Consider the following 13,955-nt stretch of genomic DNA (forward strand, 5'->3'; position numbering starts at 1 on the left):
ATTCTTTTTTTCTTTTCTAAAAATTAACGACCCTTTTCTTAAGTTAACAAGAGAAACTAATAAAAGTTTTGGTAAAGCGTGTTTTTCTATTTTTTTGATGAAAAAATAGCTAATCTCTTTCTGTGATATGCTGGATGGACTGTAAAGAATACAGATGTTGATAGAGGCTGCTACCTTTTGACATAAGCTCCACATGGTTTCCGATGTCGGATACTTCACCATTTTCTATGACTACAATTTGATCTGCATCTTTAATCGTACTCAACCGGTGTGCGATAATGACAGATGTGCGGTTGCGCATCAGTTCTTCTAAAGCCAATTGGACTAATCTTTCCGATTCGGAGTCTAAGGAAGAGGTTGCTTCATCCAGGATGAGAATCGCGGGGTCTTTCAGCAATGCACGCGCAATTGCAATACGCTGTCGCTGCCCGCCCGATAGTTTTACCCCTCGTTCTCCGACAAGGGTATCATAACCCTGAGGGAAAGCCATAATAAAGTCGTGTGCATTTGCACGCTTTGCCGCTTCAATAATGTCTTCCGCATTTGCGTCCAACCGACCGTACCCAATATTTTCTCGGATGGTGCCTCCAAACAATAACACGTCCTGCGGAACTAGTGCAACTTGATTACGAATATCTGTTAGTGAATATGATGCGCTATCCTTACCATCATAAGCAATGACTCCAGAAGTCGGGGTGTAAAATTGTAAAATAAGTGAAGCAATGGTTGATTTTCCCGTTCCGCTCGGCCCCACCAGTGCTAATTTTTTTCCTGCATCCACATGGAATGAAATATCTTTTAAAGTAGGTATGTCCGCACGGGAAGGATAACTGAATCCTACATGCTTAAAGGTGAGTGCACCTTGCATCGGCGTTGCTATATCGTTATTGGTTTCCGATATTTCTATCAATTCTGGCGTTTCTTCCAAAATATCAAGGACACGTTCACTGGCACCAATGGAGCGTTGTATATTAGCATATAGTTCGGGGAAACTCCCCATCGAACCGGCTACAAACATCGAATATAGAATATAGGTTGTAAGATCACCTACAGAAATATCTCCTTGTGAAACGAGTGAGGCACCGTACCAGATAACCACGACAATCGCGCCAAGAATACAGGAGATGATAAAGGAGGCGAACATTCCACGATAGGTTGCTCCTTTAACAGCCAGTTTCACGACGGCATCCAGTTTGTTAGCATAACGGTTGGTCTCGTAATATTCATTTACAAATGCCTTGACATTGCTGATGCCTAACAATGTCTCCTGTACAATGGTATTGGAGTCTGCCAGTTGATCTTGTGCCTGGCGAGATAAATTACGTATAAAGCGGCCAAAGATAATGGCGATGACAATAATAACCGGTAGAATGGAGAGGTTCATCAGCGCCATTTTGGGAGAAACGAATACCAGAAGACAGACCCCAAAAGCCAGAATAATCGCCTGTCGTAGTATTTCTGCCAATGTCGTTGTTAGCGTATCTTGAATCTGGGCCAAATCGGTAGAAAGGCGGCTGTTTAATTCTCCTACTCGTCTATTGGCAAAGAATTCGATTGGTAAGGTAATGAGCTTATGATAACTGTCTTTACGAATACTAGCTAACGCTTTTTCTGCTATTTCGACGAACAGTCGAATTCTACCGAAAGATACGATAGATAGAAACAAAAGCAATACCATCGAAATTGCACCAATGCTAAACACACTGGCGGGCAACCAAGGATAGGTCTGTCGACCCTGAGCTGCGTCAACCATAGCACCGAGCAGGGCAGGGAGAGTGAGCATGGTCAAACTAGACAGGATAAGGAAAAACATGCCCAATATAAATTTACCTCTATACGGTTTTAAATAGCTGGAAATTTTTAATGCCTTCTTCAGTAAATCCTTACTAAGCTTGGGTTTGGGTAAGTCTTCCGACTGTGTATTGCCACTGTTCAAACGCGATCTCGCCATTCTTTAACTGGAATTATTAGGCCACAAAAATACAGTATTATTTATGTGAGCTTATCACTCTTGCGTCAAATTTTGGTGTTTATGCTGTTTAAGCCGGAGGTAAAAGGCGACACACAGCGCCAAAACGGTAATCGTCAGTACGAGGATGATGATGTGACTGTTTCTTTGCCTAGCCTCTATATTATCAATTTGGTTGCGCAGTTTTTCGTTTTCCGTCTGCAGCTTCATGACCGTGTGCATGTAGCCTGATAACTGCTTGTCATATGCTGCGGCCAAATTCTCGTTTTTGTCGCTTTCGTTCCCTTTTATGTAGAGTAGTTTCTTTGTTTCCAGTAAGATAGCATTGTCCGACAAGACGATCTCTCGAAGGATATCGATAGACTTCTGCATATCTTTTTTTCTTTTGAAAATACCAAATACGCCCGTCTTTTGTCGTAAGCTGTTATCAAACTCTCCGAAACGCCTGCTGCGTTTCTCTAATAGATTGTTTACGCGCTCGCGTTGCTGTTCGAAGCTGATGGAATCCGTGTCCAAGTCCGTTTGGGACCTGCTCATGTGAAGCATGCCGAAGTAAAAAATAAGAAGTAGCGAAAGCTGTTTCATTTAACTATCTAAAAATTCCACCATAACAACCTCGTCCTGTTGTAATCCTAATAAGCGGCTAGCATGCCCCTTATTGATTGCGATCTCCAGAAAATTACTAATCCCGAATAAACAGAGCTTTTCTCCCTCAGGTACCTCATTATAATGCCAACTCAGTTTATTTATAGTCTCGTTCCTTTTGAAGTGTAATTTAAAGCTCCGGCCCTTTTGTACTTCGTTGAAAAGTTCTTTGCTGATATTGCTGATAACGTTTCCGAATGCATCAATATACGAAACATGGCCTTTTATTGTGTTAGGCCCTACCAATGGTTGTACCAAGACTTTTTTGAGGGGCTTGTCGATAGGCTGCCCGATTTCGGACAATGGTTCTCCTTTGGCTATATGGCAGGCTGCTTTCGATAAAATATCAGCAAGAGGAAAGTGTAAGTAACGTAAATCCTGCATAATATCAATTTCATACAGCTCCTGTGGGTCGCTTTCTCCAAGGATGATGCTAAAAATGCCATTGTCGGCTCCGACGAAAAAATGATCGTCAAATTTCATCATGGCATAATGGGAGTCCTCCTGAAATACCGTATCGATTCCGATAAGATGAACCGTGCCTTCGGGAAAGTAGCGGAACGCATTGCGAAGTACAACGGCAGCGCGTTGTATATCAAAAGAGGGGATCTCATGCGTAATATCAACCAAGCGAACATCCGGCAATTGCGATATAATGCTGCCCTTTAATGCCGCCTGATAAAAATCACGGTGCCCCAAATCTGTTGTAAGCGTTATTACTCCCATACACTATGTATCCTCGTAAAGATACTAAAAACGTTAAAATACGGTGATGCCCTCTCGGCAAAAGAACTACAAAAGTAATAAAAGAAAATGCAATATGAATTGTTGCATAGCTAAATTTCCATTTTTTATAATTGTGCGTAAATAGATAATTATAGTTCGTATTTTTGATTTACTAAATGGTTTAATTTAGCGGTTTACAAGAAAGATGACGAAGAAACGCAGCGGATTGCCGGAAAACATTTATATTTATTACATAAAATTAAAACAAACAATTTGAACGAAGTACTTATACCATTAGATGACGTTAACTTGGTGACGTTATGGGGTGCCCAAAATGAGCATTTTGAATTGATAAAGAAAGGCTTTCCGAAACTTCGACTGGTAGCCCGGGGTAATGAATTAAAAGTATTAGGAGAAACGTCTGAACAGGAACGATTTCAACGGGTGTTCAAAGACATATTACGCCACATCGAACAATTTCAGACTTTGAACGCGAATGTATTGGAGGGCTTAGTAGGAGCAAACGGTACTGTCGAGAAGCCGACCGAAAAGAAAGTCGGAGAACCAACTGTTTTTAAAGGAGAGCCGATTGTATATGGACCTAATGGCTTGATCGTTCGTGCCCGGACGCCGAACCAACTTAAAATGGTGGAGAGTATAGGGAAAAACGACATTTTGTTTGCCATTGGCCCAGCGGGCACTGGTAAAACCTATACGGCGGTAGCATTGGCGGTTCGAGCATTAAGGAATAAGGAAATAAAACGTATCATACTGACCCGTCCGGCCGTTGAAGCTGGGGAAAATCTGGGTTTCTTGCCAGGCGACCTCAAAGAGAAAGTGGATCCCTATTTACGGCCCCTTTATGACGCGTTGGATGATATGATTCCAGCGGACAAATTGAAAGATTATCTGGAACGCCGGGTAATAGAGGTAGCACCACTGGCCTTTATGCGAGGACGAACGCTGGACAATTGTTTTGTTATTTTGGACGAAGCACAGAATGCTACGGATATGCAATTAAAGATGTTCCTTACCCGAATGGGCCCAACGGCGAAATTTATCGTTACCGGTGATCTTACGCAAATAGACTTACCGAAGAAAACCCAGTCAGGACTGGCGACGGCTGTAAAGCTTTTGGAAGCCATTCAAGGCATCGATATCATCCATTTAAGTGGATCAGATGTTGTTCGCCATAAACTGGTGAGACGTATTTTGGAAGCTTACGGAGATATTTGAGTTAAGAGTTGTAAGTGATGAGGGATGAGTTATAAATTAGAAATGACATGAACGCAATAAAAGAAACAATATTTAATTTTAATAAGCAGACTGCCTTTTACAAAGGTAAGGTGCGTGATGTATATACTATAGGCGAGGAATACCTCGTCATGGTCGCTTCAGATAGAATTTCCGCTTTCGACGTCGTTTTGCCAAGACCTATCCCCTACAAGGGACAGGTGCTCAATCAGATTGCGGAAAAGTTTCTCTCTTCTACGAAAGACATCCTTCCAAACTGGGTCATTACTGTGCCAGACCAAAACGCGACCATAGGGTATAAGTGTCAACCATTTAAGGTAGAGATGGTGATTCGAGGTTATTTGGCAGGGCATTTGTGGAGAACTTACCGGGATGGGAAAAGAGTCCTTTGCGGAGTGCCTTTACCAGAGGGGTTGAGCGAAAACGATAAGCTTCCCGAACCTATTATAACACCTACTACGAAGGCTGATGTAGGACATGACGAAGATATTTCGCGAGAAGACATTATCGCTAAAGGTATTGTAGGTGAAGAAGACTACACGAGGTTAGAAAACTACACTCGTGCGTTATATCAACGAGGCGCGGAAATGGCGAACGAACGGGGGCTGATACTGGTAGACACCAAGTATGAATTTGGAAAAAAAGATGGCGAAATATATTTGATGGATGAAATCCATACTCCGGACTCATCGCGCTACTTTTATGCTGAGGGCTACGAAGAACGGCAAGCGAATGGCGAGCCGCAACGGCAGCTGTCTAAAGAATTTGTACGGGAATGGTTAATGGATAACGGTTTTCAAGGAAAAGCAGGCCAGATAGTGCCTAAAATGACCGACGACGTGGTGCAATCCATATCCGAGCGTTATATTGAGCTTTATGAGCATATTACAGGCGAGGCGTTTCAATACCCGGCGAATGAAGACATCGTTTTGCGGGTAGAACAAAACGTTACAGAAGCTTTAAATAAATTGTTATAGATTATATATGAAATTTACGGTTGACAAGCACGAGCGCTATGTGGTTATTGAACCACTTACAGATTTTCTCAATGGGGAAGCGGCAGCGAAATTGAAAGGTGAGTTTATGTTGCGTCATACGGGCGGCCAACGTAACATTGTATTGGATCTTTGTAACGTATCCGATGCGGATGAAGATGGACTACGTATGGGGTTACTGGCACGTAGGTTATGTAAGGCTTCTGGTGGGCTATTTATTCTTACCGGGATGAACGAGAAACTGAAGACCCTGCTAAAAATGGCCAATATGGAGGGTTATTTCAAAACCGCAACAACAGTATCAAATGCTGAAGACATGATTTTTGGCAATGAGCTGCGACTAGATCTAAGAATGGACCAACATGACAAAGTTTGAGGTTTTGATATTGGGAAATAGCTCGGCGACGCCAATGTATGGTCGCCATCCTACATCCCAGGTTCTAAACTTTAACGAACAACTGTTCTTAATAGACTGTGGCGAGGGAACGCAGATGCAATTATTCCGTTACGGAATCAAAGGGAGCCGGATAAGCCATATCTTTATCAGCCATTTGCATGGAGATCATTATTTGGGGCTTGTCGGGCTGCTTTCTTCGCAACATCTGGTGGGGCGTCAGCGTGAATTGCATCTATATGGTCCTCCCGCATTAAAAGAAATAATAGATTTGCAATTTAAGCACTCGGATACGCGGCTACGCTATCCATTGGTTTTTCACCCTACGAATCAGTACCTTCCAGAAGTAATTTTCGAAACTACGCACCTCAGCGTGCGTAGTTTCCCGTTACGGCATCGCATTGCTTGCACGGGTTTCCGGTTTGACGAAAAAGTGGGATCTGCATCGCTAAAAAAAGAACAGATAGAAAAGTTAAATATACCGGTTCCCTACTTGCGTTTATTGAAGAAAGGGATAGACTATGTAGCAGATGATGGTACGGTATATCGAGCAAAAGACCTAACAAACCCACCACCGCGTCCGCGGAGCTATGGTTACTGCTCTGATACGGTGATGAATGAAGACTATTTTGAAGCTATCAGCGAAGTGGATTTACTATATCACGAGGCGACATTTCTTCATGATCGTGTAGAACGTGCCAAAGAAACATTTCACACCACTTGTTTGGAAGCAGCACAGGTTGCCCAAACCGTTGGAGCAAAGAAACTTCTTCTCGGACATTTCTCTGCTCGATATAAAGATTTACAACCTCTTTTGGACGAATCTCGAGCAGTTTTCCCGCATACAGAACTGTCTGAAGAAGGTAAGTGGTTTTTAGTATAGGGTTTTTGTAGATTTTTCCCCATCTTTACACCCTCAATAAAATAAAATATGAAGACGTCTTTTAGCCTGAACCTGCTGCTGAGGGATAATATAAAAACATTAGTGCCCTATTCATCGGCAAGGGATGAATATAAGGGAGAAGCCTCTATTTTATTAGATGCGAATGAGAATGCATTCGGTTCGCCCTATTCGAAAAATTATAATCGCTATCCAGATCCATTACAGCATCGGGTAAAGGAAAAGTTGCATCATATAAAAGGCGTTCCCATAGAAAACATTTTTTTAGGGAATGGCAGTGATGAAGCTATTGATATCCTTTTCCGTGCATTTTGTGAGCCCGGAAGAGATAACGTTATCTTGGTGCCGCCCACCTATGGCATGTACGAAGTTTCAGCCAATATCAATAACGTAGCGTATAAAAAGGTGGTCTTAACAGCTGATTATCAGTTGGATTTAGATCGTATAGCGGAAGCGATTGATCCGTATACGAAAATGATTTTTATCTGCTCGCCCAATAACCCTACCGGAAACAGTATCCATCGGCAAGATATTGAAACCATCTTAGTCAATTTTGATGGAATTGTGGTCGTGGACGAAGCGTATATCAATTTTTCGAGGCAACCATCTTTTACCCAGGATCTTGCGGAGTTCCCAAACTTAGTGATTTTGCAGACGCTTTCGAAGGCTTGGGGATTGGCAGCTTTACGGTTAGGTATGGCCTTTGCGGGAAAAGAAATTATTGAGGTATTCAACAAAATCAAACCACCTTACAACATCAATCAAGCGACTCAAGATATTGTATTAGAGGCGCTGGAAGGTGTAGACATCGTAAACGAATGGATTAAGGAAGTAGTCGAAGAACGGGAGAAGTTAGCTGTAGCTTTACAGACATTGCCTCAAGTTGCACATGTGACACCATCGGATGCTAATTTTATATTGGTCAAGTTGGAGGAGCCTAGAGCGCTTTACAATTTTTTGGTAAGCAATGGAATTATTGTGCGTGACCGCTCTAAAGTGGCGTTATGCGAAGGATGTTTACGCTTCACTATTGGCACACCTGAAGAAAATATAACATTATTGGAAAATATTCGGAAATTTTACGATCAATCGTTATGACCGAACTGTTAACTGACGGAGAGCTCATAGCAGATAATTATATTTAGTGATGAAAAGAGTATTATTTATAGACCGTGACGGTACATTGATATTAGAACCGGAAGACGAGCAAATCGATTCTTTTGCCAAGCTCAAATTTTACCCAGGAGCGCTGCAATATTTACCCCGTATCGCTAAAGAACTGGATTTCGAGCTGGTTTTAGTATCCAATCAAGATGGATTGGGCACGGCGTCCCATCCTGAAGAGAATTTTTGGCCCGTACACCATTTTATTCTCGATACGTTTGCGGGGGAAGACGTTTATTTCGTTAAAGAGCATATCGATCGTACGTTTCCACATGAAAACGCGCCAACACGCAAACCCGGTATTGGTATGTTAAACGAATACTTTGATGCCGCGCAATATAATTTAGCCGAATCTTTTGTCATAGGTGACCGTATCAATGATGTAAAACTAGCCGAAAATCTAGGTGCTAAAGCCATTTGGTTGCGTAATAATGATGAGTTGGGCAAAGCCGAAAACCTCCATTTACAAAGTGAATCCATAGCACTGGAAACGACCGATTGGAAATCCATATATGAGTTTTTGAAACTTGGCACACGTACGGGAGAACATCATCGTAAAACGAATGAAACAGATATCTTTATTCAGTTGAATCTTGATGGTTCAGGAAAATCGGACATAGACACCGGATTGCCATTTTTCGATCATATGTTAGATCAAATCGCCAGACACGGAGCAATTGATCTTACGGTTAAGGCTAAGGGTGATTTACATATTGATGAGCATCACACCATTGAGGATACCGGTATCGCACTGGGTGAAATTTTTCTGAAAGTGTTAGGCGATAAGCGGGGTATCGAACGTTATGCGTATACCTTACCGATGGACGATTGCTTAGCGCAAGTGGCGATCGATTTTGGAGGTAGGAACTGGATTGTATGGGATGCAGCTTTCCAGCGGGAAAAAATAGGAGACATGCCAACGGAGATGTTTTTCCATTTCTTTAAGTCATTCTCCGATGCATCAAAATCGAACTTGAATATCAAAGCAGAAGGCGATAACGAACACCATAAAATCGAAGCTATCTTTAAAGCCTTTGCTAAATCAATAAAAAAGGCCGTACGGCGAGATGCAGAAAACATGCAGTTGCCAAGCACAAAAGGGGTTTTGTAGATTGTAAAAAATGATTGGAATAGTAAACTACGGGGCAGGAAATATTTTTTCGTTGACAGCGGCACTCGATCGGGTCGGGATAGGGTACGGGATGGTCAATAATGTCGATGATTTCGAGCAGTACGACCGTATTATCATTCCGGGTGTAGGACATGCAGGCGCTGCCATGCAAAAGCTTGAAGAAACAGGGTTAGTACAGCATATCATATCCCTAAAAAAACCTGTACTAGGAATCTGCGTAGGTATGCAATTGCTAACTTCTTTTTCGGAAGAAGGCCAGGCCGAGCTTTTGGATATTGTACCGCTGAAGACGTTACATTTTGATAAGCGTATCGGCAAAAAGGTCCCCCACATGGGATGGAATAGTATATCGCCTAAAATGGATTGTCCTCTTTTTGAGAATATTACAGATAATAGCTATTTTTATTTTGTGCATTCCTATTTTATTCAGGCGGATGAACAATATACTTGTGCATTTTGCACGTATGATGTCGCTTTTTCGGCTGCGATACAAAAAGGAAATTTTTACGGTGTACAGTTTCATCCCGAGAAATCCGGAAAAGCTGGCGAGCAGATATTGCTTAATTTTTCCCGATTATAGGGGATATTGTTTATAATTGTCGATCATTAACGGTCGACGTTACATTTTTTGACTTTTAACTTATTACTTTAAATATGTATATCATTCCTGCTATTGATGTTTTGGATAAAAAGGTTGTCCGTCTGAGAGAGGGCAATTACGATGACGTCACGACGTATGACATATCATTGGAAGAACAAATAAAAATGTATCACGCCAACGGCACCGAACTCGTACACATCATCGATTTGAATGGTGCAAAGGGCGATTTCAGCAATCAGGATTATCTGTTTGACATTATCCGTAAAACGGATATGAAGGTGCAGTACGGCGGAGGGGTGAGAAGTATTGAGAAAGTAAAGGAACTGGTTGATGCAGGTATTTATCGTGTCATTGTCGGAACACAGGCAATTACCAATCCTACTTTTTTAGAGGAACTGGCCAAGCTGAACGAAGGGCGTGTAAAATATGCTGACCATATCGTTATCGCGATTGACGTTTTGGATGAGGTTATTAAATATTCCGGTTGGTTGGAAAGCTCGCCGATTAAACTTATCTCTTATATAGACAAATGTCTTTCTTTAGGTTTCTTCCGTTTTCTTTGTACCGATATTAGTAAAGACGGTAAGTTAGGAGGGGCAGGTGTTGAACTATATCAGAAGCTTTTAGACCATTCTCCGATCATCAAACTGATTGGTTCTGGCGGCATCAGCTCTATGGACGATATCCGAGCGCTAAATGCGTTAGGCAGAATGGAATCCTGCGTAGTAGGTAAAGCCATCTACGAGAACAAGATTTCCATCGATGAGATTAAAGATTGGAACCTGAAGACACTCATCAGTATTTAATATGTTGGCGAAGCGTATTATCCCCTGTTTGGATGTAAAAGACGGTCGTACGGTAAAGGGGGTTAATTTTGTCGACCTTCGTGATGCGGGTGATCCCGTGGAACTCGCTTGGCAATATTCGGAGCAAGGAGCAGATGAATTGGTGTTTCTAGACATTACAGCTACACACGAAAAGCGGAAGACGACCATAGAACTGGTCAAAGCAGTAGCACGCCAGGTCAATATCCCTTTTACGATAGGTGGTGGGATTAATGAATTGAGCGACGCCGAAGTGCTGCTTAACGCGGGGGCGGACAAGATTTCGATTAATTCTGCTGCGGTACGTAATCCGACGTTGATCGATGAGCTCGCTCGCTCGTTTGGCCGTCAATTTGTCGTGATAGCGATAGATACCCGTGTCGTCGACGGCAAGAACTTTGTTTTTCTACGCGGTGGCCGGGAAAAGACGGATATAGAAACCGAGGAGTGGGTTAAGGAAGCTGAACAGCGCGGAGCAGGGGAGATTTTGTTAACGTCGATGGACCATGACGGAACAAAGAATGGCTTCGACAATACATTTTTAAAAAAGATTAACGACACCATAAATATCCCCTTGATCGCATCGGGCGGAGCTGGACAGCAACAGCATTTTGTGGATGTATTTCAGCAGACGGATGTGGATGCGGCTTTAGCAGCGTCCGTATTTCACTATGGAGAAATCTTGATCCCAGAGCTGAAAGAAACATTGCGGACAAATGGGATTGTGGTACGATAGTTTTAACAATAAAAAGAAAATGAAGGTAGATTTCGCGAAAGGAGACGGATTAATTCCCGTAGTTATACAGGATAATCAAACACTAGAAGTGTTGATGTTGGGGTATATGAATGAGGAGGCTTGGACGAAAACCCAGCAAGAGGGACGGGTAACCTTTTACTCGCGAAGCAAAAATCGATTGTGGACAAAAGGGGAGGAAAGCGGTAATTTTCTGGAAGTGGTTTCTTCTCATATTGATTGCGATCAAGATACGCTATTAATAAAAGTTAAACCGGCGGGCCCTACGTGCCATACAGGTGCTCGCAGTTGTTTTAAAACGGAGTACAACCACAACTTTCTGTTACAATTGGAACGTATTGTACAACAGCGTTACGATATGCCCACCGAAGAATCTTACGTTAATAAGTTACGCCAGCGCGGGTTGAATAAAATAGCACAAAAGGTAGGGGAAGAAGCTGTGGAAACAGTCATTGCTGCATTGGCAGAAACAGAGCATGATTTTATCAATGAGTCTTCAGACCTGTTTTTCCATCTCTTAGTGCTGCTTCGGGAAAAAGGGTTAGATTTACAGACGATTGCTAAGAACTTGGAAAGCAGACATCAATAATGTGGGGATATGCATACAATCGATATTTCTTTATCTAATACACTATCCGGTCATCAAAACCCGATTTTTGTCGTATCTCCTGGGATAGATTCTACGACGATTTTCACAGGTGGAAACGATAAAGGTGTCGTGGAGTGGGATTTGGTAAACGGTAAGTTTAAGCGTATTTTGTGTGCTGTTCCGGCCTCGGTGTATGCTTTACACCTCTTAAAGGAGGAGGGAATTTTAGTTATTGGTTTGCGGAATGGCGAGGTGTGGTTTGTAGACATCGAAAAACAGGCTCTTGTAGCTAAGACGCAGACGGAAAAGGGAGCGGTTTTTGCGATAAAAGTGCTTACGGAAAAACGAGAGCTCATCGCTACTGGAGAGGAAGGTATTGCTTATGTCTGGTCATTGGACACCTATGCGCTGTTATATAGATTTCATGTAGCAGACGCCACGGTACGTGTTATCGAGCCTTATCCGCAAGTGAATCAAGTAGCCTTCGGCGATAAAAACGGCTTTGTACATTTATATGATACAACGGACTTTCGAGAGATAACCAAACAACAGATCCATAGTCTACCCGTTACGGCATTGGCCGCCACCGATACCAGTTTGCTCTCGGGCGGACGGGACGCGAAGCTCGTTCGGCTAGCGAAAAAAGATCTATCGGTTCTCCAATCCATAACCCCGCATATGTTTACGGTGTACGGTATACTTCCACACCCTACATTACCCATTGTCGCCAGCATCAGTCGGGATAAATCAATAAAAATATGGGATTCGTTGTCATTGTCATTGCTTAGAAACATCAGCATAGAACGAGGATATGACGCCCATCGTTTATCTATCAATACGGCAACCTGGGTCGATAATCAACTGGTTACGGCCGGTGACGACAAACTGGTGAAAGTGTGGAATGTGTCCCTGCAGGAAATGGTATAAAAGACGGTTTAAAACGCAATCAACCGGCAGATAGCCTCCAAATATTTCTTATCCACGTTATCAAAATGGTCGGGATGTTCGCTGTCTACATCTAACACACCTATGCAATGTCCTTCATGGAACAAAGGCACGACAATTTCCGACTTGGATAAGGAGCTACACGCAATATGTCCCGGAAAAGCGTCCACATCGGGAACAATCAATGTTTCTCCGGTTTTCCAAGCCGATCCGCAGACACCTTTCCCGTAACCTATACGCGTACAGGCTACAGGTCCTTGAAAAGGCCCTAACACGAGCTCCTCATTTTTTACTAAATAAAAACCAACCCACCAAAAGTTAAACTGTTCTTTGAGAGCAGCAGCGATATTCGCGAGGTTAGCAACGGTATCCTTCTCACCACTGATGAGGGCTTCTATTTGTTTGCTTAGTAAGCGGTACTGATCTTCTTTTGTTCCGGTTGCAATCTGTAGGTCTTCTGCCATGATGTGAGCTTTTTATAAACGTTTCAATGCGGCTTTGATCAGTTGTTCTACCGTTTGCTCGGCATCGCTTGCCGCTAAGCTGTTGAGCACTTTCTCTGCCTGTGGTTTCCCAAAACCCAGCATAACCAACGCCGTGAGCGCTTCTTCGGGTACGGACTGTTTTGCGAGCGGAAGTGGAATGAGTGTATCTGGCCCTTGCTTTTTTAGCTTGTCTTGCAGTTCCAAAATAACACGTTGTGCTGATTTTGGACCTATCCCTTTTATTTTTTGGATAATCTGCACTTGTCCATTAATGATGGCGCTCTGGATTTCCTCCGGTGTAATAGAGGAAAGCATCATGCGCCCCGTATTAGGTCCGATACCCGACACCGAAATGAGGTGATTGAATAGTTGACGCTCGCCCTCCGTCGCAAAACCATAAAGTGTCTGCGCATCTTCCCGGACTTGAAAAGAAATGTATAGCTTACACTGCTCTTGATCTTTGATCTGGCTATAGGTGGTCAGTGAAATATGGATGTGGTAGCCAATCCCACCCACGTCGAGGATAACATGGGTAGGGGCTTTAACTACTAATTTCCCATTAAAATAATCATACATG

The 13,955-nt window shown here is 42.7% G+C and carries 16 protein-coding genes; 11 read left to right on the top strand and 5 right to left on the bottom strand.

Features of this window, described 5'->3' with window-relative positions:
• Positions 1-109: 109 nt before the first annotated feature.
• The 3 genes from C5749_RS12490 to C5749_RS12500 are packed head-to-tail and all read right to left on the bottom strand — an operon-like array spanning position 110 to position 3,340.
• Positions 110-1,951, bottom strand: coding sequence for an ABC transporter ATP-binding protein (locus C5749_RS12490; RefSeq protein ID WP_105726509.1), 1,842 nt, complete (start codon positions 1,949-1,951; stop codon positions 110-112).
• A gap of 54 nt (positions 1,952-2,005) precedes the next feature.
• The gene (locus C5749_RS12495; RefSeq protein WP_146113749.1) at positions 2,006-2,506 is read right to left on the bottom strand and encodes a hypothetical protein; all 501 of its coding nucleotides are present in this window, start codon (positions 2,504-2,506) and stop codon (positions 2,006-2,008) included.
• A gap of 48 nt (positions 2,507-2,554) precedes the next feature.
• Positions 2,555-3,340: an SAM hydrolase/SAM-dependent halogenase family protein gene (locus tag C5749_RS12500; RefSeq protein WP_105726511.1), complete on the bottom strand. Its 786-nt coding sequence runs from the start codon at positions 3,338-3,340 to the stop codon at positions 2,555-2,557.
• Between the two features lie 273 nt (positions 3,341-3,613).
• On the opposite strand from C5749_RS12500, the gene C5749_RS12505 reads away from it, so the two are divergent.
• From C5749_RS12505 to C5749_RS12555, 11 genes are all read left to right on the top strand, one after another.
• On the top strand, positions 3,614-4,576 hold the full coding sequence (locus C5749_RS12505) for a PhoH family protein (RefSeq protein WP_105726512.1): 963 nt from the start codon (positions 3,614-3,616) through the stop codon (positions 4,574-4,576).
• A 47-nt stretch (positions 4,577-4,623) separates the two neighbouring features.
• The gene (locus tag C5749_RS12510) at positions 4,624-5,571 is read left to right on the top strand and encodes a phosphoribosylaminoimidazolesuccinocarboxamide synthase (RefSeq protein ID WP_105726513.1); all 948 of its coding nucleotides are present in this window, start codon (positions 4,624-4,626) and stop codon (positions 5,569-5,571) included.
• A gap of 7 nt (positions 5,572-5,578) precedes the next feature.
• A complete protein-coding gene (locus C5749_RS12515; RefSeq protein WP_105726514.1) occupies positions 5,579-5,965 on the top strand; it encodes an STAS domain-containing protein in 387 nt (128 codons plus the stop codon).
• Entirely contained in the window at positions 5,952-6,866 is a 915-nt protein-coding gene (locus C5749_RS12520) for a ribonuclease Z (protein ID WP_105726515.1), read from the top strand. The genes C5749_RS12515 and C5749_RS12520 overlap by 14 nt, the downstream gene beginning before the upstream one ends.
• A gap of 48 nt (positions 6,867-6,914) precedes the next feature.
• The gene (gene hisC / locus C5749_RS12525; RefSeq protein WP_105726516.1) at positions 6,915-7,982 is read left to right on the top strand and encodes a histidinol-phosphate transaminase; all 1,068 of its coding nucleotides are present in this window, start codon (positions 6,915-6,917) and stop codon (positions 7,980-7,982) included.
• Positions 7,983-8,031: 49 nt separating this feature from the next.
• On the top strand, positions 8,032-9,159 hold the full coding sequence (hisB, locus tag C5749_RS12530) for a bifunctional histidinol-phosphatase/imidazoleglycerol-phosphate dehydratase HisB (protein WP_105726517.1): 1,128 nt from the start codon (positions 8,032-8,034) through the stop codon (positions 9,157-9,159).
• Between the two features lie 10 nt (positions 9,160-9,169).
• Positions 9,170-9,760 (top strand): imidazole glycerol phosphate synthase subunit HisH, encoded by a 591-nt coding sequence (hisH, locus tag C5749_RS12535; RefSeq protein WP_105726518.1) that lies wholly within the window; start codon positions 9,170-9,172, stop codon positions 9,758-9,760.
• A 74-nt stretch (positions 9,761-9,834) separates the two neighbouring features.
• On the top strand, positions 9,835-10,587 hold the full coding sequence (locus C5749_RS12540; RefSeq protein ID WP_105726519.1) for a 1-(5-phosphoribosyl)-5-[(5-phosphoribosylamino)methylideneamino]imidazole-4-carboxamide isomerase: 753 nt from the start codon (positions 9,835-9,837) through the stop codon (positions 10,585-10,587).
• A gap of 1 nt (position 10,588) precedes the next feature.
• Complete coding sequence (gene hisF / locus C5749_RS12545) at positions 10,589-11,341, top strand: imidazole glycerol phosphate synthase subunit HisF (protein WP_105726520.1); 753 nt, start codon at positions 10,589-10,591, stop codon at positions 11,339-11,341.
• Positions 11,322-11,948 carry a bifunctional phosphoribosyl-AMP cyclohydrolase/phosphoribosyl-ATP diphosphatase HisIE gene (gene hisIE, locus C5749_RS12550; RefSeq protein ID WP_281258071.1) on the top strand — a complete coding sequence of 209 codons (627 nt, stop codon included), beginning with the start codon at positions 11,322-11,324 and terminating at the stop codon, positions 11,946-11,948. Before hisF ends, hisIE begins: the two co-directional genes overlap by 20 nt.
• Before the next feature lie 9 nt (positions 11,949-11,957).
• Complete coding sequence (locus C5749_RS12555; RefSeq protein ID WP_105726521.1) at positions 11,958-12,875, top strand: WD40 repeat domain-containing protein; 918 nt, start codon at positions 11,958-11,960, stop codon at positions 12,873-12,875.
• An 8-nt stretch (positions 12,876-12,883) separates the two neighbouring features.
• Here C5749_RS12555 and C5749_RS12560 read toward each other — a convergent pair whose 3' ends face one another.
• Together C5749_RS12560 and ruvA are read right to left on the bottom strand one after the other, a co-directional pair.
• Positions 12,884-13,357: a GAF domain-containing protein gene (locus C5749_RS12560; protein ID WP_105726522.1), complete on the bottom strand. Its 474-nt coding sequence runs from the start codon at positions 13,355-13,357 to the stop codon at positions 12,884-12,886.
• A 12-nt stretch (positions 13,358-13,369) separates the two neighbouring features.
• Positions 13,370-13,954 (bottom strand): Holliday junction branch migration protein RuvA, encoded by a 585-nt coding sequence (gene ruvA / locus C5749_RS12565; protein ID WP_105726523.1) that lies wholly within the window; start codon positions 13,952-13,954, stop codon positions 13,370-13,372.
• Position 13,955: the final 1 nt, after the last annotated feature.

Origin of the sequence: Sphingobacterium gobiense (assembly GCF_002980575.1) — a bacterium.
Taxonomy (GTDB): Bacteria; Bacteroidota; Bacteroidia; order Sphingobacteriales; family Sphingobacteriaceae; genus Sphingobacterium; species Sphingobacterium gobiense.

Excerpts from the sequence above, each read along its gene's own strand:
- C5749_RS12490 (WP_105726509.1), bottom strand. The coding sequence starts at position 1,951 with ATGGCGAGATCGCGTTTGAACAGTGGCAATACACAGTCGGAAGACTTA.
- C5749_RS12495 (WP_146113749.1), bottom strand. The coding sequence starts at position 2,506 with ATGAGCAGGTCCCAAACGGACTTGGACACGGATTCCATCAGCTTCGAA.
- C5749_RS12500 (WP_105726511.1), bottom strand. The coding sequence starts at position 3,340 with ATGGGAGTAATAACGCTTACAACAGATTTGGGGCACCGTGATTTTTAT.
- C5749_RS12510 (WP_105726513.1), top strand. The coding sequence starts at position 4,624 with ATGAACGCAATAAAAGAAACAATATTTAATTTTAATAAGCAGACTGCC.
- C5749_RS12515 (WP_105726514.1), top strand. The coding sequence starts at position 5,579 with ATGAAATTTACGGTTGACAAGCACGAGCGCTATGTGGTTATTGAACCA.
- C5749_RS12520 (WP_105726515.1), top strand. The coding sequence starts at position 5,952 with ATGACAAAGTTTGAGGTTTTGATATTGGGAAATAGCTCGGCGACGCCA.
- hisC (WP_105726516.1), top strand. The coding sequence starts at position 6,915 with ATGAAGACGTCTTTTAGCCTGAACCTGCTGCTGAGGGATAATATAAAA.
- hisB (WP_105726517.1), top strand. The coding sequence starts at position 8,032 with ATGAAAAGAGTATTATTTATAGACCGTGACGGTACATTGATATTAGAA.
- hisH (WP_105726518.1), top strand. The coding sequence starts at position 9,170 with ATGATTGGAATAGTAAACTACGGGGCAGGAAATATTTTTTCGTTGACA.
- C5749_RS12540 (WP_105726519.1), top strand. The coding sequence starts at position 9,835 with ATGTATATCATTCCTGCTATTGATGTTTTGGATAAAAAGGTTGTCCGT.
- hisF (WP_105726520.1), top strand. The coding sequence starts at position 10,589 with ATGTTGGCGAAGCGTATTATCCCCTGTTTGGATGTAAAAGACGGTCGT.
- hisIE (WP_281258071.1), top strand. The coding sequence starts at position 11,322 with ATGGGATTGTGGTACGATAGTTTTAACAATAAAAAGAAAATGAAGGTA.
- C5749_RS12555 (WP_105726521.1), top strand. The coding sequence starts at position 11,958 with ATGCATACAATCGATATTTCTTTATCTAATACACTATCCGGTCATCAA.
- C5749_RS12560 (WP_105726522.1), bottom strand. The coding sequence starts at position 13,357 with ATGGCAGAAGACCTACAGATTGCAACCGGAACAAAAGAAGATCAGTAC.
- ruvA (WP_105726523.1), bottom strand. The coding sequence starts at position 13,954 with ATGTATGATTATTTTAATGGGAAATTAGTAGTTAAAGCCCCTACCCAT.